This window comes from Rhodococcus sp. 4CII (assembly GCF_014256275.1).
GTDB lineage: Bacteria > Actinomycetota > Actinomycetes > Mycobacteriales > Mycobacteriaceae > Rhodococcus_F > Rhodococcus_F wratislaviensis_A.
In genome coordinates this window covers 1,170,016-1,191,099 of sequence record NZ_JACCFE010000002.1, presented here as the reverse complement: position 1 = coordinate 1,191,099, position 21,084 = coordinate 1,170,016, and the positions used below count along the sequence as shown (strand labels likewise).

General features: G+C 68.5%; 22 protein-coding genes. 17 read left to right on the top strand and 5 right to left on the bottom strand.

Translation table 11 applies throughout. The features are described from left to right. Window position 1: 1 nt before the first annotated feature. The 4 genes from H0B43_RS06435 to H0B43_RS06420 all read left to right on the top strand — a co-directional run bounded on the left by H0B43_RS06435 (window position 2) and on the right by H0B43_RS06420 (window position 4,891). Window positions 2-1,537, top strand: a complete 1,536-nt coding sequence (locus H0B43_RS06435) for a MadC family VWA domain-containing protein (protein WP_185728813.1) — start codon at window positions 2-4, stop codon at window positions 1,535-1,537. Between the two features lie 138 nt (window positions 1,538-1,675). Next, the gene (locus H0B43_RS06430) at window positions 1,676-2,863 is read left to right on the top strand and encodes an iron-containing alcohol dehydrogenase (protein WP_185728814.1); all 1,188 of its coding nucleotides are present in this window, start codon (window positions 1,676-1,678) and stop codon (window positions 2,861-2,863) included. A 4-nt stretch (window positions 2,864-2,867) separates the two neighbouring features. Then, the gene (locus H0B43_RS06425) at window positions 2,868-4,208 is read left to right on the top strand and encodes a MadS family sensor histidine kinase (protein WP_185728815.1); all 1,341 of its coding nucleotides are present in this window, start codon (window positions 2,868-2,870) and stop codon (window positions 4,206-4,208) included. Next, window positions 4,205-4,891 (top strand): MadR family response regulator transcription factor, encoded by a 687-nt coding sequence (locus tag H0B43_RS06420; RefSeq protein WP_185950057.1) that lies wholly within the window; start codon window positions 4,205-4,207, stop codon window positions 4,889-4,891. Before H0B43_RS06425 ends, H0B43_RS06420 begins: the two co-directional genes overlap by 4 nt. Window positions 4,892-4,895: 4 nt before the next feature. Here the strand turns inward: H0B43_RS06420 and H0B43_RS06415 are convergent, their stop codons facing one another. The 3 genes from H0B43_RS06415 to H0B43_RS06405 are packed head-to-tail and all read right to left on the bottom strand — an operon-like array spanning window position 4,896 to window position 6,860. Beyond that, window positions 4,896-5,582, bottom strand: a complete 687-nt coding sequence (locus H0B43_RS06415; RefSeq protein WP_185728817.1) for a cation transporter — start codon at window positions 5,580-5,582, stop codon at window positions 4,896-4,898. Beyond that, the gene (locus H0B43_RS06410) at window positions 5,582-5,911 is read right to left on the bottom strand and encodes a helix-turn-helix transcriptional regulator (protein WP_185728818.1); all 330 of its coding nucleotides are present in this window, start codon (window positions 5,909-5,911) and stop codon (window positions 5,582-5,584) included. The genes H0B43_RS06415 and H0B43_RS06410 overlap by 1 nt, the downstream gene beginning before the upstream one ends. A gap of 58 nt (window positions 5,912-5,969) precedes the next feature. Further along, window positions 5,970-6,860 (bottom strand): alpha/beta fold hydrolase, encoded by an 891-nt coding sequence (locus H0B43_RS06405; protein ID WP_185728819.1) that lies wholly within the window; start codon window positions 6,858-6,860, stop codon window positions 5,970-5,972. A 136-nt stretch (window positions 6,861-6,996) separates the two neighbouring features. Here H0B43_RS06405 and H0B43_RS06400 point away from each other — a divergent pair, with 136 nt between their 5' ends. The 3 genes from H0B43_RS06400 to H0B43_RS06390 all read left to right on the top strand — a co-directional run bounded on the left by H0B43_RS06400 (window position 6,997) and on the right by H0B43_RS06390 (window position 8,054). After that, window positions 6,997-7,299, top strand: a complete 303-nt coding sequence (locus H0B43_RS06400) for a helix-turn-helix transcriptional regulator (RefSeq protein ID WP_185728820.1) — start codon at window positions 6,997-6,999, stop codon at window positions 7,297-7,299. Continuing rightward, the gene (locus H0B43_RS06395) at window positions 7,296-7,814 is read left to right on the top strand and encodes an SRPBCC domain-containing protein (RefSeq protein ID WP_185728821.1); all 519 of its coding nucleotides are present in this window, start codon (window positions 7,296-7,298) and stop codon (window positions 7,812-7,814) included. Before H0B43_RS06400 ends, H0B43_RS06395 begins: the two co-directional genes overlap by 4 nt. A 63-nt stretch (window positions 7,815-7,877) precedes the next feature. Further along, window positions 7,878-8,054 (top strand): hypothetical protein, encoded by a 177-nt coding sequence (locus H0B43_RS06390; protein ID WP_185730167.1) that lies wholly within the window; start codon window positions 7,878-7,880, stop codon window positions 8,052-8,054. A 5-nt stretch (window positions 8,055-8,059) separates the two neighbouring features. On the opposite strand, the gene mftM is transcribed toward H0B43_RS06390, so the two are convergent. Then, a complete protein-coding gene (gene mftM / locus H0B43_RS06385; protein WP_185728822.1) occupies window positions 8,060-8,884 on the bottom strand; it encodes a mycofactocin oligosaccharide methyltransferase MftM in 825 nt (274 codons plus the stop codon). A 29-nt stretch (window positions 8,885-8,913) separates the two neighbouring features. Then, entirely contained in the window at window positions 8,914-9,537 is a 624-nt protein-coding gene (gene mftR, locus H0B43_RS06380) for a mycofactocin system transcriptional regulator (RefSeq protein ID WP_185728823.1), read from the bottom strand. A 133-nt stretch (window positions 9,538-9,670) separates the two neighbouring features. Here mftR and mftA point away from each other — a divergent pair, with 133 nt between their 5' ends. The 10 genes from mftA to mftG all read left to right on the top strand — a co-directional run bounded on the left by mftA (window position 9,671) and on the right by mftG (window position 21,048). Further along, a complete protein-coding gene (mftA, locus tag H0B43_RS06375) occupies window positions 9,671-9,766 on the top strand; it encodes a mycofactocin precursor MftA (protein WP_005573048.1) in 96 nt (31 codons plus the stop codon). A 2-nt stretch (window positions 9,767-9,768) separates the two neighbouring features. Beyond that, window positions 9,769-10,071 carry a mycofactocin biosynthesis chaperone MftB gene (gene mftB, locus H0B43_RS06370; protein ID WP_185728824.1) on the top strand — a complete coding sequence of 101 codons (303 nt, stop codon included), beginning with the start codon at window positions 9,769-9,771 and terminating at the stop codon, window positions 10,069-10,071. Between the two features lie 36 nt (window positions 10,072-10,107). Next, window positions 10,108-11,343 carry a mycofactocin radical SAM maturase gene (gene mftC, locus H0B43_RS06365; RefSeq protein WP_185728825.1) on the top strand — a complete coding sequence of 412 codons (1,236 nt, stop codon included), beginning with the start codon at window positions 10,108-10,110 and terminating at the stop codon, window positions 11,341-11,343. 31 nt (window positions 11,344-11,374) lie between these two features. After that, on the top strand, window positions 11,375-12,556 hold the full coding sequence (mftD, locus tag H0B43_RS06360) for a pre-mycofactocin synthase MftD (protein WP_185728826.1): 1,182 nt from the start codon (window positions 11,375-11,377) through the stop codon (window positions 12,554-12,556). A gap of 16 nt (window positions 12,557-12,572) precedes the next feature. Next, window positions 12,573-14,540 carry a mycofactocin system FadH/OYE family oxidoreductase 1 gene (locus H0B43_RS06355; RefSeq protein WP_185728827.1) on the top strand — a complete coding sequence of 656 codons (1,968 nt, stop codon included), beginning with the start codon at window positions 12,573-12,575 and terminating at the stop codon, window positions 14,538-14,540. A 9-nt stretch (window positions 14,541-14,549) separates the two neighbouring features. Then, the gene (locus tag H0B43_RS06350; RefSeq protein WP_185728828.1) at window positions 14,550-15,362 is read left to right on the top strand and encodes a mycofactocin-coupled SDR family oxidoreductase; all 813 of its coding nucleotides are present in this window, start codon (window positions 14,550-14,552) and stop codon (window positions 15,360-15,362) included. Next, complete coding sequence (locus tag H0B43_RS06345; RefSeq protein ID WP_185728829.1) at window positions 15,359-17,317, top strand: mycofactocin system FadH/OYE family oxidoreductase 2; 1,959 nt, start codon at window positions 15,359-15,361, stop codon at window positions 17,315-17,317. Before H0B43_RS06350 ends, H0B43_RS06345 begins: the two co-directional genes overlap by 4 nt. 59 nt (window positions 17,318-17,376) lie before the next feature. Then, entirely contained in the window at window positions 17,377-18,069 is a 693-nt protein-coding gene (gene mftE / locus H0B43_RS06340; protein ID WP_185728830.1) for a mycofactocin biosynthesis peptidyl-dipeptidase MftE, read from the top strand. 106 nt (window positions 18,070-18,175) lie between these two features. Next, the gene (gene mftF / locus H0B43_RS06335) at window positions 18,176-19,576 is read left to right on the top strand and encodes a mycofactocin biosynthesis glycosyltransferase MftF (RefSeq protein ID WP_185728831.1); all 1,401 of its coding nucleotides are present in this window, start codon (window positions 18,176-18,178) and stop codon (window positions 19,574-19,576) included. Further along, entirely contained in the window at window positions 19,576-21,048 is a 1,473-nt protein-coding gene (gene mftG / locus H0B43_RS06330) for a mycofactocin system GMC family oxidoreductase MftG (RefSeq protein WP_185728832.1), read from the top strand. Before mftF ends, mftG begins: the two co-directional genes overlap by 1 nt. Window positions 21,049-21,084 lie beyond the last annotated feature (36 nt).

Sequence of the window (21,084 nt, the reverse complement as noted above, 5' to 3'; positions counted from 1 at the left end):
GATGCTCCGCCCGCTGCCCGACCCCGCCCCGTCCCTGCCCGCGCAACTACTCGACGTTCTGGCCGCGTCGTTCGCAAAGGTGTTGCGCCGCTACGGCGTGGCCGCCTCACCCGCCGAGGTCATCGAGGTTCGCCGGGTGTTCGGTCTCGTCGGGGGACGGGATGTCGCCACGCTGCGGGCGTCCCTGCGAGCGGTGTGCGCGAAGTACACCTACGAGCAGCCGGGATTCGAGCGAGCCTTCGACGTATTCTTCGCTGCGGCCCCCGACGCGGCGCCCGACGAGCGCCCTCCGTCACGGGTCGAGTTCGCGGAGGGACTTCCGGACGCCCTGGAGGTGGCGGACAACGGGGACACCGCCCGGTACGCGGAATACAACGAGCGCGCCGCCGAAGTCGGCGACCACTTCGACACCCCTGAGGCGGAGAAGGGTTTCAACCCGCACAAGGACGACGACGATGTCAGTATGACCTCGAGCGACGCGGATCTGTCCGTCGATTCCGAAGAGGACTCCGGCCGCCGCGGCGTCACGTACACGGTGGAGGTCGAGCGGGCGGCGAGTACCGCGGTCGGTGACCTGGCGCCGTCCACGAGCGGCGCCGTCGTCGGATCGCTGTCCTGGGATGACCCGGAGTCGATCCTCGCGTGGCTCGACGCGTACGACCCGAGCAAGGTCTACGCCGATTCGGACGGCGCCGAACCTCTCACCGCAGCCCAGCTGAACCGGCTGGCGGAGGCGGTGGAGGCGTTCGTCGGTGCCCTGGCGGATGCCCGGGATCCGACGGCGGGTCACCCGACGGCGCCGGCGGCCGCGGGCGGAACGGGGTCGGCGACGTCGCGCGCCGAGGTGAATCAGGCTTGCCACGAGGTGCTTCGGCGGATGCGGGGACCGTCGCGCCCGCGCCCTCGCGAACTGGCGAACGGCCGACTCGACATGCGCCGGACGGTCCGCGCGAGCCTGCGGACCGACGGCGTGCCGTTCCACCTCATGGTGCGGGCACCGCGACCGGACCGGGTGCGGGTGCTGATCCTGGCCGACGTGTCGCTGTCGGTACGACCGGTGACCGCCTTCACCCTCCGATTGGCGCAGGCCATGCATCGCCGCGCGAGCCGGTGTCAGGTACTGGCATTCGTGGATCGGCCCGTCGACGTCACAGACACCCTCCTCGCCGGGACGGACGACGATGCACTGGCATCCGTTCTCGCGGACCCCCGCATCGATCTGGAGGCGAGCAGCGATTACGGCCGGGTGTTCGCCGACGTGTTGACCGAGTTCGGCACCGACGTGAACTCCCGCACCTCGGTGGTGGTCGTCGGGGACGGGCGGTGCAACGGCCTCCCGCCGGGTGTCGACGAATTCGCCGAGCTACGGCGAAAGGTTCACCGGCTCGCCTGGATCACCCCGGAACCCGAGCGGTACTGGAACCAGGCGTCGTGCGCGATGCCGGACTACGCCGAGATCTGCGATCGTGTCGTCGTCGCGCGCGACGCGGCCCAGCTGATGTCCCGCGCCGCCGAACTGGGACACGCGCTGCGGTGAGTTTCGCCCACCTACCCGATCGGGTAGGTCCTGCACCTGTCCTTCGGTGGGTGTGGGAGCAGGTCCCCAGCCGTAGGGTTTAGATGCAGGTCTTGTAATCTGTATCACAATCGAGCAGGTGCCGGGAGGAGCGTCGAGTTGTCCGTGTCCTATCCGTCCATCCGCACCACCACCCCGGGCAGGCTGGTCAAATTCCACGCACCCGAAATCGTGTTCGGTATCGGGTCGATGGTCGAGGCCGCACACGCCGTACTCCGTCTCGGCGGCGCGCGGCCGATGCTCGTCACCGATCCGGGTCTGATCGACGCCGGCTGGGCGTCCGAACTGCAGGATCAGCTTCGCGAGCAGGGCCTCACCCCCGTCGTGTGGAGCGCGCTCACACCCAATCCCAAGGACCACGAGATCGCGGCCGGACACGACGCGTACCGCGAGGGGGAATGTGACGTCCTCGTCGCGCTGGGCGGCGGATCCGTCATCGACGCGACGAAGGGCATCGCGGTGCTCGCCGCGAACGGGGGCCACATCCTCGACTACGAGGGAGTGGACCAGGCGACCAGCCCGATCCCGCCGCTGGTGATGGTGCCGTCCACGTCGGGCACCGGCGCCGACGTGTCCCAGTTCTGCATCGTCACCGACACGACGCGCGGCACCAAGATCACCATCATCGGCCGGGCCCTCGTGCCGGACGTGACCGTGATCGACCCGCGCCTGCTCACCACCATGCCGGAGTGGCTCAACGCCGCGACCGGCCTGGACGCGCTCACCCACGGCATCGAGGCCTTCGTGTCGCTGGCCCACAATCCGCTCACCGACCACCATGCGCTCCGCGCGGTCGGGCTGGTCACCGACACCCTGGTCCGCACCATCGAAGAGCCGATGGAGATGGAGTCGCGCTCTGTCATGGCCCAGGCGAGCCTGGAAGCCGGGCTCGCGTTCACCAACGCGATTCTCGGTGCCGCGCACGCCATGAGCCATCAGGTCGGGGGCCTGCTCGACCTGCCGCACGGAGTCATCAACGGCATCCTCCTCCCACACGTGATCCGGTTCAACGCCACCGACGACGCCACCCCGTTCGTCGCCATCGCCGCAGCCCTCGGTCTGGAGGAGCGGCGCGCAACCCCCGAGGAGGCCGCGCTCGCGGTCGCGGACCGGGTGGAGCGCCTCGCCCGGGAGGTCGGTGTTCCGAAGGGGCTGGGGCAGTTGGGAGTTCGTGAGACGGATCTCTCGCGGCTGGCCGAATTCGCCCTCCGGGACGCGTGCATGTCCACCAACCCGCGCACGGCGACACAGGAGCAGATGGTGGCGCTGTTCCGGTCGGCGCTGTGAGCACATGAACGCCCCCGATCTGTCCACGCTCACCGGACTCCGGTCCGGGAAGCCGACGTTCTACCCTCAATACCGCGGTGCCGCCGAACGTCTCGAACGCGTCGTGCACGCCCTCGAGCTCATCTCCCGGGCCCTCGTCCGCACGGTCGAAGGCCCCGAGACCCTGATCTGTGCGGTCGCCGAGGCAGCGCGGGCGCACCTCGACGCTCAGTGGGTCGCGTTCGCCCTCGCCGACGGCATGCTGCCCGACGCCGGTCCCCGCCGGCTCGTGCTCGGCCCGGATGCGACGCCGTTCCTCGTCGACAACGTGGAGGGACCGCCGCTGCCGGACGAGGTCGTCACGTGCCTGGCGGACATCCGGTCGGCGCGCACCGGCGGTGCTCCCGTGATCGACGCCCATCACGCATTCGTGCCGATCGTCCTCGAAGGAGGCGTCGTCGGGGCCTTCGCCGCATGGACCGCCGAGCACCGCACGCTCGATACCACCGACGGTGCGGTCCTCAGCATTCTCGCGAGTCAGACCGCCGTGGCACTGCAGAATTCGGCGCTGTATCAGCGGGGTCAGCTCCTGCTCGAGCGAGCCGAGCACGCATACGCGGAAGCTCGCCGCACCGCTTCGGATCTCGCGGTGCGCAACGCCGAACTCGAATCCACCCAGCGTCAACTCGGGGCGGCGCACCGGCATCAGGTGCTCGACGAGGAACGGCACCGGATCGCCCGCGAACTGCACGACAGCGTCACCCAGGCGGTGTTGTCGGCGGGCATGCAGATCGAGGTGTGCCGCAGCGGGGTCCCGGACGACGAACGCAGCGAACGGCTGGATCTGGCAAAGGAATTGACGCGCCGTGCCGTGGAGCAGCTGCGGTCCGCGATTTACGCGCTCAATCACTCCGGCGGGTCCGACCGGACATCGCTGCCCGAGATGCTCGAGCAACTGGGGGTGGTGCACATGCCCGACGAACTCGAGGTCACCGTCCGTGTCGGCGGCACCCCCGCCGAATTGTCCAGCGACCGGGAACATGCGCTGTTGCGGATCGCCGGCGAGGCGCTGTTCAACGCCGCGGTGCACGCCAACGCGACCCGCGCCGTCCTGCGGCTCACGTATTCGGAGAACTCGGTGCTGCTGTCCGTCGCCGACGACGGCGACGGCGATCCCAAGCGCATGCGCCTGATGCTGCGGATGGCCGCGAACAACGACCTCGACGGGCACCACCGCGGGTTGGCGAACATGCAGGCCCGCGCAGCCGAGTTCGGCGGCACTCTCGATGTGGCGCGCGCCAGGATCGGCGGGGTCCGGGTCGCCGCCCGGATTCCGTTACATTCCGACAGTGAGGTGGACCGATGACCATTCGAACCTCGGTGCGTGACCAGGCCGGGTCCGTGCGCCCCACCTCGGTGGTGAAACTCGTGCTCGTCGACGACCACGCGATTCTGCGTCAGGGGCTGCGCTCCGTCCTCGAGCGGGAACCGGATCTCGAGGTGGTGGGGGAGGCGTCGTCGAGTCAGGAAGCGCTGGCCGTCGTCGACCGAGTCGCGCCGGATGTCGTGCTGATGGATCTGAAACTGTCGGCGGCCTCCGACTACGAGGGGCTGACCCTGTGCGGGCAGTTGTCCGCCGCCGACAGCAAGTTGGGTCTGCTCGTGCTCACGACGTTCCTCGACGAGCAACTCGTCGTCCGCGCCATTCACGCCGGCGCCCGCGGATACGTGGTCAAGGACGTCGACACCACCGAACTCGTGCGCGCCATCCGAGCCGTGTCCCGTGGTGAAAGTGCGTTCGACTCACGCAGTGCGTCCGCGGTGATCCGCTCACTCAACGGTCAGACGACGCCGCGTGAAGGACTCACCGAGCGTGAACTGGAGGTCCTGCAACTCCTGGCCAAGGGGCTGTCGAACGCGAAAATCGGTGAGCGGCTGTTCATCTCGGCGACGACGGTGAAGTTTCACGTCAGCAACATCATGCGCAAACTGGACGTCGGCCGGCGTGCGGAGGCCGTCTACGAGGCGGGCAAGCTCGGTCTGATCTGATTTGTCAGCAATCGCAGTCGTGGCCACGCGCGGCGGAGGCGGTTGCCGGCGCCGGACAACAGGCATCGCCCTTCCAGGCGTTGGCGCCTTCCCTGACCGCGATCGCAGCGATGACGAGGGCAGCGATCGAGTCGGCCCAGGACCACCCGAGCAGGCTGTTGATCAGCAGGCCGACCAGCAGAACCGCCGACAGATAGGTGCACAGCAGGGTCTGCTTGGAATCCGCGACCGCGGACAGTGAGCCGAGTTCGCGGCCCGCGCGGCGCTGCGCCCACGACAGCACCGGCATGACCGCGAGGCTGACCGCCGCCAGTGCGATGCCGACGGGGGAGTGCTGGGCTTCGCCGACGCCGGCCAGGGATCGCATCGCGTCGACCGTGACGTACAGGGCCAGGCCGAAGAACGAGAACGCGATGATCCGCAGCGCCACCTTCTCCCGGGACTCGGGATCCTTGCCGGCGAACTGCCAGGCCACCGCGGCGGCGGAGGAGACCTCGATGACCGAATCGAGGCCGAAGCCGATCAGGGCGGTCGAGGACACCCGGGTGCCCTCGGTGAGCGCGATGACGGCCTCGAGCACGTTGTAGCTGATCGTCGCCGCCACGAACAAGCGGATCCGCTGCCCGAGGACCAGTCGCCGCCGGTCGGTGAGATTCGGCCGCGCAGGGGGCATTCCGAGATCCGAGGCCATCAGCAGCACCCCTCGGCTTCGGCGTCCGGGCAGCAGGACGGGTCGACCGCCGGCACCAGTGCGAGCAGATCGTCCAATGCCCGCCCGATTCGGGGGTCGGCCAGCTCGTATCGGGTGCGCCGGCCCTCTGGGGCCGCGACGACGAGCCCGCAACCACGCAGGCAGGCCAGGTGATTCGAGAGGATCTGGCGCGACACCCCGATCCGCTCGGCCAGTTCGGACGGATACCCGGGTCCCGATCGCAGGCTCAGCAGGATCTGCGTCCGCGTCGTGTCCGACAGGGCATACCCGAATCGAGCCAGCGCCTCTTGATGGACCACGGTCTCCATGACCCAAACGATACAACGCTTCCTGTATTCAGGAAATGCTGAACACTCGCTCCTGCACTCAGGATGCTGTCGACGCGAGATCGTTCGCTGTGAGAGCGAGAATGTCGTTCGCGTGACTGAGGGCGATGAAATGACCCCCGCCACTGATCGGGTGCCAGATCGCGCCCGGGGTCTTGTCCGCCACTGTCTTGTTGATGACCTCGGGCACCAGGGTGTCGGCGCTGCCCTGCCAGAAATGCACGGGGCGCTCCACACGGGTCATGTCGAACGGCCACGCCTCGTAGAGCATGGTGGCGTCGGCGACGAGTCCGTTCGCACCGTGCCGGAAGCATTCTCGCCCGGCCGCCAGGAACACCTCGAGAACCTTCTCGTCGGCCAGTACCTCCCGATCCGCGGTGCACGCCGAATCCGTGATCGCCTTCGCGTAGCGATCCGCGAAATGTGTGGCACTCATACCGAGCAATTCGTACATGAGCGTGAAACCGGGATGGAAGTGAAGCGCCAGGCGACCGCCCAGTGCGTCCACGCTGCTGAGGTACTTCGCGGCCCAGTTCGGACCGAACGTTCCGTAGTTGCCGCCGGCGATGCACCCGACATTGACGAGGCGCGCGGGGTCGAGATACGCGGCGGCCGCGAGGGCCCAGGGGCCGCCCTCGGACCAGCCGGTGACCGCGAATCGTTGTGCGCCGAAGGCGTCGGCGAGAAGCAGGAGGTCCTCGGTCCAGCTCTCGAAGGTGCGGCCCGGCTGAAGGTCGGACCCGCCTATGCCCGGCCGATCCGCGCAGACGAATCTCAATCCATGGGCCGTCGCAGCCGTATCGAACAGCTCGGCCTCCAGCCGGCTCGACGGTCCGCCGTGGTTGTGGAGTACGAGCGGTCCGTCCAAGTCGCCGGCCTCGAGATACGTGAGAGTCCGGTGACCGGCCCGGATGCTTCCTTCTCTCGTCACGGGAACTCCTCGCGGTGTTGATCGGATGTCGTCAGCGGGATGGTCCGTGTCGACCCTGCTGATCGCCCGATTCGTCCATATTAGGCTGGCCCCGTCATTCCGCGGACGTCATATCACCATCTGGTAATATGACGCCATGAGCGCCTATGCCGCACTGGCCGAGCCTCACCGCAGGCAAATCCTCGACCTCCTGCGTGAGGGCGAGCAGCCCGCCGGGGAGCTCGTCAAGCGCATCGAGCTCAGCCAGCCCGGCGTGTCCAAGCACCTCAGGGTGCTGCGCGAAGCCGGGCTCGTCGTCACGCGCGCCGTGGGTAAGCAGCGCCTGTACGCGCTGCGCCCGGAACCCCTCGCCGAGGTCGACCAGTGGTTGGAGCCGTATCGCGCGATCTGGTCGAACCGCCTCGACGCCCTCGAACGACACCTGGAGGAGAACCCATGACCGACGGAACCCTGGAAACCATCGACGGCCGCCCGGCGCTGCGCTTCGAGCGCACACTCGCACACTCGGTCGAGCGCGTGTGGCGGGCGGTCAGTGATCCGGCAGAGCTGGAGCGCTGGTTTCCCGCAGCCGCCGACTGGACACCGGCAACGGGGGAGACCTTCGAGGCCTACGGCGCGACCGGCGAGGTGACCGAGGTCGATGCGCCCCATCGCCTGGCGTGGGACTTCGGCGGAGAAAGCTACAGCTTCGAACTGACCGCGCAGGGAGACGGGTGCCTGCTGGTCTTCACCCACGTCTTCGGTGACCGCTCGCTCGCGGCGCAGACCGCCGCCGGGTGGGAAACCTACTTCTCGCGCCTCGAGCCCCATCTCGCAGGCGGGTTCCTCTCCGAAAAGGACGCACACGAGCCGTGGACGGAATGGGAGGAAGTACACGAACGCTACGCCGAGCGCTTCGGGGTCGACCCGACGCCGGGACGCCGCTTCCTTGCGGCTCAGCGTGGCGAGTCATGATCCGATAGTTCCGGCTCGGGGCCCGTACTCACCCACGCAGCGACTAGCTCGAGCGCTGCGTGGGTGAGTTTGTCGGTCAACGGATTTCGCCGGCAGCTGGCGTTGGCGGCCGAACCCGACGCCGCCGCGGTGGGCACCCCGACCGGGCACCATGACCGATCCACCGCGCCACCGTTGCCGATGCCGGCGCGAGATTCGGTCGCCGAAGCGGTCCTGAGCGCACAGCTGCGGGCGTCGTGAGGTGGTCAGCAGTCGATGACGAGCCAGCCGCCGTGGTGCTCGAACACCTCGAACGGGCACCCCGTCGATTCGCCGAGTGTGCGCAGCTTCGCGGTGTCGAAGGTCCGAATGTGCCCGTGGCACGCCGTCGCCTCGTCCTCGTACGGCACGGCGACGACCACCCGGTCGCGGGCGATGCGCAGGGCCTCGGATATCACTGCGGCACCGGTGTTCTCGTCGACGTGTTCGAGGAGGTGGACTGCGGTGACGGTGTCCGCGCTGTCGTCGGGAACGGGTACGTGCGCGGCGTCGCACACGAGGGTGCGCACATCGAGTCCGAGTTCCGGGGCGACGGCGTCGAGGAGGGTCATGGTGCCGGGAAGGATGTCGGTGGCGGTGACGGACCGGCCTGCGCGGGCGAGTCGGAGCGGGAGGAAGCCGAAGCACGAACCGAGATCGAGGACGGAACCGCGGACCAGTTGTTCCGCCTTCTCGTGGATGGGCGCGAAGTCGGCGGTGCCGTCGAGGAGTTCGGCCAGCGAGTTCCGGTAATAGACGGTCCACGCTTCGAGCGCACCGTCCACGGTCGAGCGGACGAGTCCGACCATGGTCGACTCGAATTCGTCCTGACCGAATTCGGCGCCTTCGATGGACGCGGTCACGGAGGCGACGAGTCTTTCGCTGAGATCGCCCGGCTTCAGCGAGTGGGTGACCCGCAACTGGTCGCCGTCGCGGGTGAGTGTGAGCGGCTCGCCTTCGACCCGTCGCACCGTGACGTGACCATGTGACCACCGCCCGGGTTCGCAGGGCGCGAGAGAGTCGAAAGCCTGTGTGTCGAGAGTGGAAGTCATTCGTGGCAACCTTGCCGGGAGAAGAGAGGTCAGGATTGGGTGTCGGGCTCGCCGAGGGAACTCAGACCATCGTAGAGCGATTGCATTCCGCTGGCGAGTAGTTCGTTCAGTTCGAGCGAATCGTCGTCGAGCCACTGCTCGTACGCCGACATGGCAACGCCCAGTAGAAGATAGCCGACGGTCCGTGGAACGTGATCGGTCGGTGAGACTCCGAGCCTGCTCGCGACGTATTCGGCGATGACGTTGCGCCAGCCCTCGTACATGACCACCGAATACGCCTGCAGGGCGGGCACTCGCAGGATCAGGCCCATGCGTTTGCGGTGATTGACGGCCTCACTCGCGGGGAAGGCGTTGAACTGCAGCAGCGCGGCGGTGAGCCCGTCGACGATCGGGATGTCGTCGGGTTGCGCCGCGAGTTGAGCGCGCATCTCGTCGAGGTGGGCGTCGAAGTCTCCCCATGGGATCGCGTTCTTGGACGGGAAGTAGCGGAACAGTGTGCGCCGGGCGATGCCGGACGCCTCGGCGACTTCGTCGACGCTGGTGGCGTCGAAGCCCTGCTCCGTGAACAACTCGATCCCGACGGTGCTGATCCGATCCTGCGTCGTGGACGGGCGCCGCCCTATCCGACTGGATGGTTTTCGGCGACTTCTCAACTTTCGTACCCTCCCGGTCTGTCATTCTGCACTCGATGCCATTACAGTGGTGAGGCGAGTCACAGAGATGGTTCCCTATGACGGGGAACATCCCTCCGGCTCGCGCCGTATCACCGAACAGTAGGAGGAAATCATGTCGGATCGCGACAACAACGTGCTGGAAAACGACTTGGTCGAGGAATCCCTGGTGGAAGAGGTCTCGATCGACGGCATGTGCGGCGTGTACTGATCATGTCCGCTCCAGCATCTGCCTCGGTGACCGGCGGCGCCGGTATCGATCTCGACGTGGGCTGGAAGCTTCATCCGCAGGTGGCGCTGCGTCCCGAACCTTTCGGGGCGCTGCTCTACCACTTCGGGACGCGCAAACTGTCGTTCCTGAAGAACCGCAAGATCGTCGCGGTGGTCGAAGCTCTTCCCGCACATGCCGACGCCCGGTCCGCGCTGCGGGCGCAGGGTATCGGGGACGACACTGCCGCGCAGTACGCGCGGGCGCTCGGCACGTTGGCCGAGTCGCACATGATCGTTCCCGCCTGACCAGCTCTCTCCACCCAGTACCAGAGGACACAGCCCATGACCTCCATGCTCGAAAGGCCCTCCGCGGTGACAGCCCCCGTCGCTCCGGTCGGCCGTCTCGTCGACCAGTTCGAACTCGGTCTCGACGCCCCGATCTGCCTGACCTGGGAGTTGACCTACGCGTGCAACCTGTCGTGCGTGCACTGCCTGTCCTCGTCAGGCCGGCGTGATCCGCGCGAGTTGAGCACCGAGCAGTGCAAGTCGATCATCGACGAACTGCAGCGTATGCAGGTGTTCTACGTGAACATCGGCGGCGGTGAGCCGACAGTCCGCTCGGATTTCTGGGAGCTGGTCGATTACGCGACCGCCCATCAGGTGGGTGTGAAGTTCTCCACCAACGGCGTGAAGATCGACAAGAAGGTCGCGGCCCGGCTCGCGGCCAGTGATTACGTCGACGTGCAGATTTCCCTCGACGGTGCCACGGCGGAGGTCAACGACGCCGTCCGTGGTCCGGGTTCGTTCGCGATGGCCGTGCGCGCACTCGAGAACCTGTCCGAGGCGGGTTTCAAGGACGCGAAGATCTCCGTCGTCGTCACTCGGCACAACGTGTCCCAGCTCGACGACTTCAAGGCTCTGGCCGACAAGTACGGCGCCACCCTGCGCATCACCCGCCTGCGGCCGTCGGGGCGCGGCGCGGATGTGTGGGACGAACTGCATCCCACGCAGGTGCAGCAGCGCGAGCTGTACAACTGGCTCGTCGCCAACGGCGAGGGTGTACTCACCGGCGACTCCTTCTTCCACCTGTCCGCCTACGGCGACGCGTTGCCCGGGCTGAACCTGTGCGGCGCCGGACGGGTGGTGTGCCTGATCGACCCGATCGGCGACGTCTACGCGTGCCCGTTCGCGATCCACGATCAATTCCTCGCCGGAAACATCGTGGCGGACGGCGGTTTCCAGCAGGTCTGGCAGACGTCGGAGCTGTTCCAGGAACTGCGGTCCCCGCAGACCGGCGGCGCGTGCAGCAAGTGCAGCCACTACGACTCCTGCCGCGGCGGGTGCATGGCCGCGAAGTTCTTCACCGGGCTGCCGATGGACGGCCCGGACCCCGAATGCGTGATCGGCAACGGCGAACTGGCGTTGGCCGCGGCGGGAGAGATCCCGAAATCGAGCGTCGACCATTCCCGCACCGGCCAGCGCCGGACCCCGCGGGCGCCGGTTCCGCTGACGCTGATGGTGCGTCCCCCGGCAAAGATTTGTGACGAGAACCCGCTTGCGGGCATGGACCAGACGTAACGACCGTCTGCCAGGTACGAGAGGTATTCCCATGGGTAAGAATCCGTTCTTCGAGACGGTGGCCGAGGCTCAGCGTCGGGCAAAGAAGCGCCTGCCGAAATCGGTGTACGCGGCGCTGATCGCCGGTTCCGAACGCGGCGTGACGGTCGACGACAACATTGCGGCGTTCGGTGAGCTGGGGTTCGCTCCCCACGTCGTCGGGCTGTCCGACAAGCGTGAGCTGTCCACGACCGTGATGGGGCAGCAGATTTCGCTGCCCGTCCTGATCTCCCCGACCGGCGTGCAGGCGGTACACCCCGACGGTGAGGTTGCCGTGGCACGCGCGGCGGCTGCGCGGGGAACGGCGATCGGTCTGAGTTCGTTCGCCAGCAAGTCCGTCGAGGAGGTCACGGCGGCGAATCCGCAGACCTTCTTCCAGATGTACTGGGTCGGCAGCCGCGACGTGCTGATCCAGCGGATGGAACGGGCCCGCGCCGCGGGTGCGACCGGGCTGATCATCACCACCGACTGGTCGTTTTCGTACGGTCGCGACTGGGGCAGCCCGGCCATCCCGGAGAAGATGGATCTCAAGGCGATGCTCCAGTTCGCGCCGGAGGGCATCACCCGCCCGAAGTGGTTGTACGAGTTCGCGAAGACCCGCAAGATCCCCGACCTGACCACCCCGAACCTGGCGCAGCCCGGTCAGGAACCGCCCACGTTCTTCGGCGCCTACGGCGAGTGGATGCAGACGCCGCTGCCGACGTGGGACGACATCGCGTGGCTGCGGGAGCAGTGGGGCGGGCCGTTCATGCTCAAGGGCGTCATGCGGATCGACGACGCCAAGCGCGCCGTCGACGCCGGTGTCACCGCGATCTCCGTCTCCAATCACGGCGGAAACAATCTCGACGGCACCCCGGCGCCGATCCGTGCGTTGCCGGCCATCGCGGAGGCCGTGGGCGACCAGGTCGAGGTGCTCCTCGACGGTGGAATCCGACGCGGTAGTGACGTCGTCAAGGCCGTCGCGCTCGGCGCGCGGGCGGTGATGATCGGTCGTGCGTATCTGTGGGGCCTCTCGGCCAACGGTCAGGCCGGTGTCGAGAACGTCCTCGACGTCCTCCGCGGCGGCATCGACTCGGCACTGCTGGGGCTGGGGCACTCGAACATCCACGACCTCACCCCGTCCGATGTCGTGATCCCACCCGGATTCGCTCGCGTTCTCGGCGCCGAATCCTGATCCACGAACGGCGTAGATGTCTGCGCAACTGACAGACCCGATCACCCTGGCCGGACGCCATGCCCGGTCCAGGGTGCTTCTGGGTCCGCATCCCACCAATCTGGGTGTGCGAAGGGGATTTTCACCCCGTCACGTCGCGTACTACGAGCGGCGGGCGCGGGGCGGGGCCGGGATCGTCGTCACCGAGGTGGCGTCGGTCCACGACTCCGACTGGCCGTACGAGCGGGCGCCGCTGGCGTCCGACTGCGTCGACGGCTGGCGGGGCGTGGTCGCGGCGTGTCGCCCGCACGGCACGCTCGTGCTGGCCGGGCTGGGGCATACCGGACTGCAGGGGTCGAGCGCGTATTCGCAGGCGGTGCTGTGGGGACCGTCGGGAGTTGCCGACGTGATCTCCCGTGAGATGCCGATGCAGATGGGGCGGGCGGAGATCGACGGCCTCGTCGACGGTTTCCGTGCAGCGGCCGCCGCGGCCGTCGCCGCCGACGTGGACGGTGTGGAGATCGATGCCGGACCGAGAAGTCTGTTGCGGCAGTTTCATTCGGACCTCACCAACCTGCGTGACGACGCCTACGGTGCGGACCCGTTGCGACTCACCCGTGAGGTCCTCGCCGCCGTCCGGGACGAGCTGGGACCGGGCCGGGTCCTGTCCCTGCGTCTGAGCTGCGACGAGGAGACGTCGTGGGCGGGGATCACACCGTCGATCGCAGCCGGGCACGCACGCCGACTGGCCGACGCCCTCGACCTGCTCGTGGTGGTACGGGGCGGTCCGCTGTCGCCGAACGCCTATCGTCCCGACTTCCACCGGTCGCCGTCGTTCAATACCGAACTGTGCCGCGGCATTCGCCAGGCGGTCGCCGGCGTGGTTCCCGTCGTGCTGCAGGGCAGCGTGATCGATCCGTCCGACGCCCGGCACGCGCTCGCCGACGGGATCGCCGACGTCGTCGAGATGACGCGAGCCCAGATCGCGGATCCGGACCTGGTCGTCAAGATCCGGCGCGGCGCCGCACCGCGGCCGTGCGTCCTGTGCAACCAGACGTGCCAGGTTCTCGACCCCCGCAATCCCGTCGTCACGTGCATCGGCAACCCGAGCGCCGGGCACGAGACCGTCGATCCTCCCGGCGAGTCCGCGGACGGTGCGGTCGGAGCGGTTCTGGTGGTCGGCGGCGGTCCGGCAGGACTCGAAGCGGCCCGCGTGCTCGCCCTCCGGGGTCGCCGGGTCACCGTGGCGGAGGCGTCGGCCCGCCTGGGCGGGATGGTCCGGGCCGCCGCTGCCACTGTGCCGCACCTCGGGGCGCTGACCGACTGGCTCGAGGGTGAATGTCATAGCCTCGGAGTCGAATTCCGACTGGGATCCGCCGTCTCGGATGCCGAACTGGATGCCGCGGAACGCGCGGGCACGACGGTGGTCCTCGCGACCGGCAGCAGGCCGCGGCCGCTGCCGTTCCCCGTCGACGGGAGCATCCGGTGCCTGGGCGCTGCGGAACTGACGGACGGCGCCGCGCTGCCTGCGGGCCCGCATGTCGTCTTCGACCCGGTGGGCGGACCGATCGGCCTGGCGGCCGCCGAATGGCTGGCGGCGCGGGGACGGGCGGTGAGCATCGTGACCCAGGATTCCGTGGCCGGCTCGCGACTCGGAATGACCGGGGACCTCGCCGACGCCAACGCCCGCCTGCAACGGGCCGGGGTCACGCGCCACCTCGACAGCCGCATCGTGTCGGTCGGCGACGCCGGAATGTGGGTGGTCGACCGCCATACCGGGGAAGAGTCGCTGGTGCCGTGCGCCGTGCTGATCGACTGCTCGCACCGACTCCCCGAGGACACGCTCGGCTCGACCCGCCCGGACACGGTGCGGGCAGGCGATTGCGTGGCCCCCCGCACGCTGCTGGAGGCGGTCCGTGAGGGCCGCGCCGAGGCGCAGAACGTGACCGCACGCAGACGGTCCGAGTTCGACCACCATCCGTTCACCCTCGTCAACGAAAGATAGGACTCTTCCATGGGACAGTTCGACGGCAAGGTCGCGTTCATCACCGGGGCTGCCCGCGGGCAGGGGCGGACGCATGCGGTGCGATTGGCGCGGGAGGGCGCGGCGATCATCGCCGTCGACATCTGCGGACCGGTGTCCGAGTACAACACGTATGAGCCCGCGACCGCGGACGACCTGGCCGAGACGGTGCGGTTGGTGGAATCCGAGGGCGGCAAGATCGTCGCGGAGCAGGCGGACGTACGCGACAGCGCCGCAATGAAGGCTGTCGTGGACCGGGGCGTCGAACAGTTCGGCCGGCTCGACATCGTGATCGCCAATGCCGGCATCTGCAATTGGAACCGCTTCTGGGAGATGCCCGATGAGCAGTGGGAGACGCTGATCGACGTGAATCTCACCGGCGCGTGGAAGACGTTGAAGGCAGCGGTCCCGGCACTGATCGAGGGCGGTCGCGGAGGCTCGATCATCGTGATCAGCTCCGTCGCGGGCATCAAGCCCCTTCCGGGACAGGCGAATTACGCCGCCTCCAAGTTCGGGCTGGTGGGACTGACGCAGACCGCCGCGAAGGAGCTCGGCGAATACGGCATCCGGGTCAACTCCATTCACCCGTACGGCGTGAAGACCCCGATGGGGACGGACCCCGGAAGCCTCGTGATCCTCGAGAAGCACCCGAACTACATGTCGAGCTTCGGCACCATCCTCACCGACCATCCGCTCGCGGATACGGACGACATCACCGATGCCGTGGTGTGGCTGGCCGGAGACGGTTCGCGGCGGGTGACGGGCAGTCAGGTCGCCGTCGACATGGGCAACACGAAGGTGTGAGCACGTCCGGGTACCGCCACCTGTTCACCCGATTGCGTCTGGGACCGCTGACCCTGCGCAATCGGGTGGTCTTCTCCGCGCATCTCACGGGATACGCCGTGGACGGGCTGCCCACCCCGCAGCACGCCGCCTACTACGCGGCGCGGGCGAAGGGTGGTGCGGGCCTGATCATCTCCGAGGAACACGCCACACACCCCGGCGACTGGCCGTACGAGAAGGTGATCGCGGGCTACCGGCCGGAGGTCGTCCAGGGGTACCGGCGGATCACCGACGCGGTCCACGAGCACGGCGTCCCGATCCTGGCTCAGGTCAATCACAACGGCGGTCAGGGATCGAGCATGTACTCGCGGCGTCCGCTGTGGGCGCCGAGCGCCGTCCCCGACCCACTGTTCCGCGAAGTTCCCAAGGCGGTCGATCAGCGGGAGATCCGGACGCTCGTCGACGGGTACGCGCGCGTGGCCGAGCACTGCATCCGGGGCGGATTCGACGGGATCGAATTGCAGTGCTCCCATTCGTCGCTGGTGCGCAGTTTCCTCGCTCCCGCGACGAATCAGCGCGCGGACCGGTACGGCGGGTCGCTCGCCAACCGTGCTCGGTTCCTTCTCGAGGTCGTCGCCGCCGTGCGCGCGGCGATCGGCCCGGATCACGCGCTCGGTGTGAGACTTGCGGGGGAGGACCTGTTCGACGGCGGTGTGCGTCTCGACGAGGCGGTGGAGGTGGCCGCTCTCGTCGAAGCGGACGGCCGGGTCGACTACCTCAACACGTCGATCGGAATGGCCACCGAGACGCTGCACATGATCGAGGCGTCCATGGCCGTACCCCGTGGGTACGCGTTGTTCGTCCCGAATGCGATCCGGCAACGTGTCGGCCTCCCGGTGGTGGGTGTCGGCCGGTTCACGGATCCGCACCAGGCCGACCGGGCGCTGGACGAGGGGCACTGCGACCTGATCGGGGTCGTGCGCGGGCAGATCGCCGACCCCGACTTCGCGGCGAAGGCCCTCGCCGGCGAGGAGGGCGAGATCCGCACGTGCCTGGCGTGCAATCAGGAATGTGTCGGGCGCATGGGATTGGGCCGCTGGCTGGGGTGCGTCGTGAACCCGCGCGCGGGACGGGAATCGATCCCGTTGCCCGAGCCCGTCGTTCGCGGCAAGCGAGTGGTCGTGGTCGGCGGCGGTCCCGCCGGTCTGAAGGCTGCTGCGACCGCGGCGCAGCGGGGTCACGACGTGACGCTGTTCGAACGCGCGACCGCGCTCGGCGGGCAGGTACGGACGGCGGCGGTCGTGCCGGGCCGCCGCGAGTTCGCCGAACTGGTCGCCGATCTGGAATCGGAATGCCGGCGGAACGGGGTCGACGTCCGCATCGGCACCGACGCGGACGCGGAGACCGTCGCCGGGGAGCGTCCCGACGTGGTGGTGGTCGCGACCGGGGCACGTCCGCGGCGTCCGCGCTGGGCAGGCACGCGGCACCGGGTCGTCGATGTCCGCGACGTTCTGGAGGGGCGCGCGAATCCGTCCGGGACGGTGCTGGTGGTCGACGAACTCGGATTCCACCAGGGCACGTCCGTCGCGGAGTTCCTCGCCGACGCGGGCTGTGCGGTCACGATCTGCACGCCGGGGATGATCGTCGGCCAGGATCTCGGGATCACGCTCGACCTGGAGGGCTGGAAGCGGCGTGCGCATCGCACGGGCATCACCCAGGTCACGGACGTCGTGCCCATCGAGTGCGAAGACGCCGACGGACGGATGGTGGTCACGTTGCTGCATCACCCGACCGGTCGGCTCACGCAACTCGACCTCGACTGGGTGGTGTCGTCCGCGCACCAGCAGCCGGAGGACGGGCTCTGGAAAGAGCTGGCCGACAGCGGAATCGAGGCGCACAGAGTCGGCGACGCCCTGGCTCCGCGCCGCGCGCACTCCGCCGTCATCGAGGGGGAGCGGATCGCCCTCTCGCTCTGAGCGGTCGGCTGCGGGCTCCTGGCGCCGGCACCCGGATGCGCGTCGCCTAGCATCGGAGGATGTCTCATTCCGGACACCTCGACGATGCGGTGTGGCCTGAACTCGTGTCCCGGGCGTCGACGGTCGTGGTCCCGGTCGGCTCCCTCGAGCAGCACGGCCCGCACCTGCCACTCGACACGGACACCACCATCGCCGACGCCGTGTCCCGCGCGCTGCCCCACGTGCTGGTGGCACCCCCGATCGCCTACGGCGCAAGTGGCGAGCACGAGGGATTCCCCGGAACCGTCTCGCTCGGCGCGGAGGCACTCGAGACCGTACTGGTCGAGTACGGACGGTCCGCGTGCCGGTGGGCCGACCGGGTACTCTTCGTCAACGGGCACGGAGGAAACGGACCTGCGCTGGTCAAGGCTGTCGCCTTGCTTCGATACGAGGCCCGCGACGTGGCGTGGGTGCCCTGCGCGGTCCCCGGCGCCGACGCTCATGCCGGACGTACGGAAACGTCTTTGTTGCTGCACCTTTCGCCCGCTCGGGTCAGGTTGTCCAGGGCCGAAGCCGGTAATACGGAACCTGTCGCGAGGTTGATGCCAAGACTGCGCGAAGGCGGTATGGTCGCCGTGTCGGCCAACGGCGTGCTCGGTGACCCGACGAGCGCTACGGCGGCGGAGGGGGCGCAGCTCTTCGGCGTACTCGTCGACACAGTCACCAAGGCACTTGCCCGGTGGGAACCGGGCCACGATGGGAGGCTCCAATGACCCGCACGGGCGTCCTCGAGTCGCCGAGGGCGAATTTCCGGCATGTTCCCGCGTTCAATTTCGGGCATGCCCTGCCGGCGGTCTCCGACCCGCATACGATCGACTGATGCGCCAAGCTCGACTTCCCGATGGATTCGGGATCCGAATCGACCCCAAGGTACGCGCATACTCCGGAGGTCGAGTGCTCATCGGCGGTTCGCCGACGCGGATGTTGAAGCTGGCCCCCACCGCCGCGGCCATGATCGGCGACGGCTACCTCGAGGTCGTCGATCCGCAGTCCGCGGTGGTCGCACGCCGCCTCCTCGACTCGGGTGTCGCGAACCCGCGACCGATGAGTACCCCGTCCCCGCGGGACGTCACCGTCGTCATTCCGGTGAAGAACAACGCGTCCGGACTGCATCGGGTACTGGCGTCGCTCCGCGGACTGGACGTGGTCGTCGTGGACGACGGCTCCGACGTCCCGATCGTCGCCCCCGCACTGCAGGACGGGTGCGGTGGCCGGGTCACTGTTCTTCGCCACGAGACGGCCAAGGGTCCGGCGGCGGCGCGAAACACCGGTCTGCGTTACGCCGCAACTCCGTTCGTGGCGTTCCTCGACTCCGACGTCCTGCCCCGCACCGGCTGGATCGAGGTCATGCTCGGTCACTTCAGCGATCCCGCGGTCGCGCTCGTCGCCCCGAGGATCGTCGCGCTCGAACCCGAGGCCAGCACGCTCGCGCGGTACGAGCACGCCCGGTCCTCCCTCGACCTGGGGCGTAAGGAGTCCGCGGTCCAATCCGGCGGTCCGGTGTCCTACGTCCCGAGCGCCGCGATGATCGCCCGGCGTGAGGTGCTCGACGAGTTCGGCGGCTTCGACGAGTCCATGCACGTCGCCGAGGACGTCGACCTGTGCTGGCGACTCCAGGAGTCCGGTTGGCGCCTGCGCTACGAGCCGGTGGCCCACGTTGCGCACGATCACCGGGTGACGTTCGGAAAGTGGTTCGACCGCAAGCTGTTCTACGGAACCGGTGCGGCGCCGCTGGCGGCGAGGCATGAGGGCATGGTCCCGCCGCTGTCGATGTCGCCGTGGACGTTCTTCGCCTGCATCGCCGCCGCCACGTGCACCCGGCTGGGTCTCCTCGGCGCCGTCGTCACCCTCGCGATGATGGTGGTGCGCCTGCGCCGCATGTTCACCGGTCTCGACCAGCCGACCCGAATCGCGGCCATCCTCGCAGCTCAGGGTTTTGCCGGCGGGGCGTGGCAGCTGGCCTCCGCGATGTGTCGCCACTACTGGCCCGTCACGCTCGCGGCGGTGCTGCTGTCGAAACGGATTCGCCGCATCGCTCTCGCCATCGCAGTCGCGGAGGGCGTCGCAGACTGGGTGACGCACCGGGAGCCCGGGGGCCTGGGGCCGGTGCGGCACACGGTGTTCAAGCGGTTGGACGACGTCGCGTACGGCGCCGGCCTCTGGAAGGGCGCCCTCGTCGCCCGTGACCTCGACGCATTGAAGCCCCGGTTGAAGTCATAGTGGCCGATCCGATTGACGCCGCCGACGTCGTGGTCGTCGGCGGCGGTTCGAGTGGATGTGTGGTGGCCGCCCGTCTCAGTGAGGATCCGGCACGATCGGTGCTCCTCCTCGAGTCGGGACCCGGGTACCGGTCGGCCGTCGATTGTCCCGTGCTCGACTACCGGACGTTGCCGGTCGGTCCGGGCAGCGCGTTCACGGAGACGTACGGTGTGGAATTGGCGCCGAGTGTGCCCTCGACCATGGTGCGCGGTCGCGTCCTCGGCGGTTCGGGGGCCGTCAACGGCGCCTACTTCGTCCGCGCGACGGAAGCAGATTTTCGGCACTGGCCCGCATCGTGGTCGTACGAGAACGTCTTGCCGGTCTTCCGGGCACTCGAGCGTGACGCCGACTTCGACGGCAATCGGCACGGCACCACCGGGCCGATGCCCGTGCGCAGGCAGTCCGCGGAGCAACTGAGCGAGATCAGCGCAGCGTTCTGCGCGGCGGCGGTCGGGGCAGGGCATCCTGAGGAACCCGACAAGAACGGCACAGGCGCCGGCGGGATCGGCCCTGTCCCGCTCAACATCGACGGCGGCCGCCGGGTCGGCACGGCCGCCGCCTATCTTTTGCCGGCGTGGGAGCGTCCCAACCTGACGGTCGAGACGAGCTCGGTCGTCGTCCGAATTCTGTTCTCCGGTACCGAAACCGTCGGCGTGGAGGTCGATTCCGGCGGCGTGCGGCGCACCGTTCACGCGGGCCGTGTGGTGCTCGCGGCCGGCGCCGTCGAAACGCCGGTGCTGCTGATGCGTTCGGGAGTGGGTCCGTCGGAACACCTGAGGGACAATGACATCCCGTTGATCGTCGACCTGCCCGGAGTCGGCACCGATTTCAGCGATCATCCGGAAGTCGCTCTGCCGTACCGTATCCGGACCTCCCTCCGGCGCAGCGATACGAGCCCGGTCGTCGAGATGGTCCTGAATGTAGGCGACCTCGAGATCCGTCCGTACACCGCGCCGTTCGACGTGCTCGTCCCCGGTTCGGGGCAGCCCGATCCGATCCTCGGGATCGGGCTCATGGCGGCGGAGAGTCGGGGCGCCATCCGGCTCACATCGCGCCACCGGCACGACCGTCCGCGGATCGAATACCGTTACGCTCAATCCGCCTCCGATCGACGGGCCCTCCGCGAGGGGCAGGCCATCGGGCTGGAGCTGCTCCACTCACGCGAGCTCGGCTCGCTGCTCGTGCCGCTGGCCGAGGAGGTGTCCGATCGCTCGGTGCTCGCCCACCTGGGGACGTCGCTGCACCTGAGTGGCAGCTGCCGGATGGGCGAGAGCGCAGACGCAGGTGCCGTGGTGGACGAGCGATGCAACGTCAGGGGAGTGACAGGGCTGACGATCGCCGACACCTCCGTGTTCCCGGTGGTCCCGAGCCGTGGGCCGCACGCCACGGCGGTCATGGTCGCGGAGCGCGTCAGTATTTTCCTGAGGGAGTGACCGGGCCGGGAGGAGTGATCGGGGCGACGACACAAC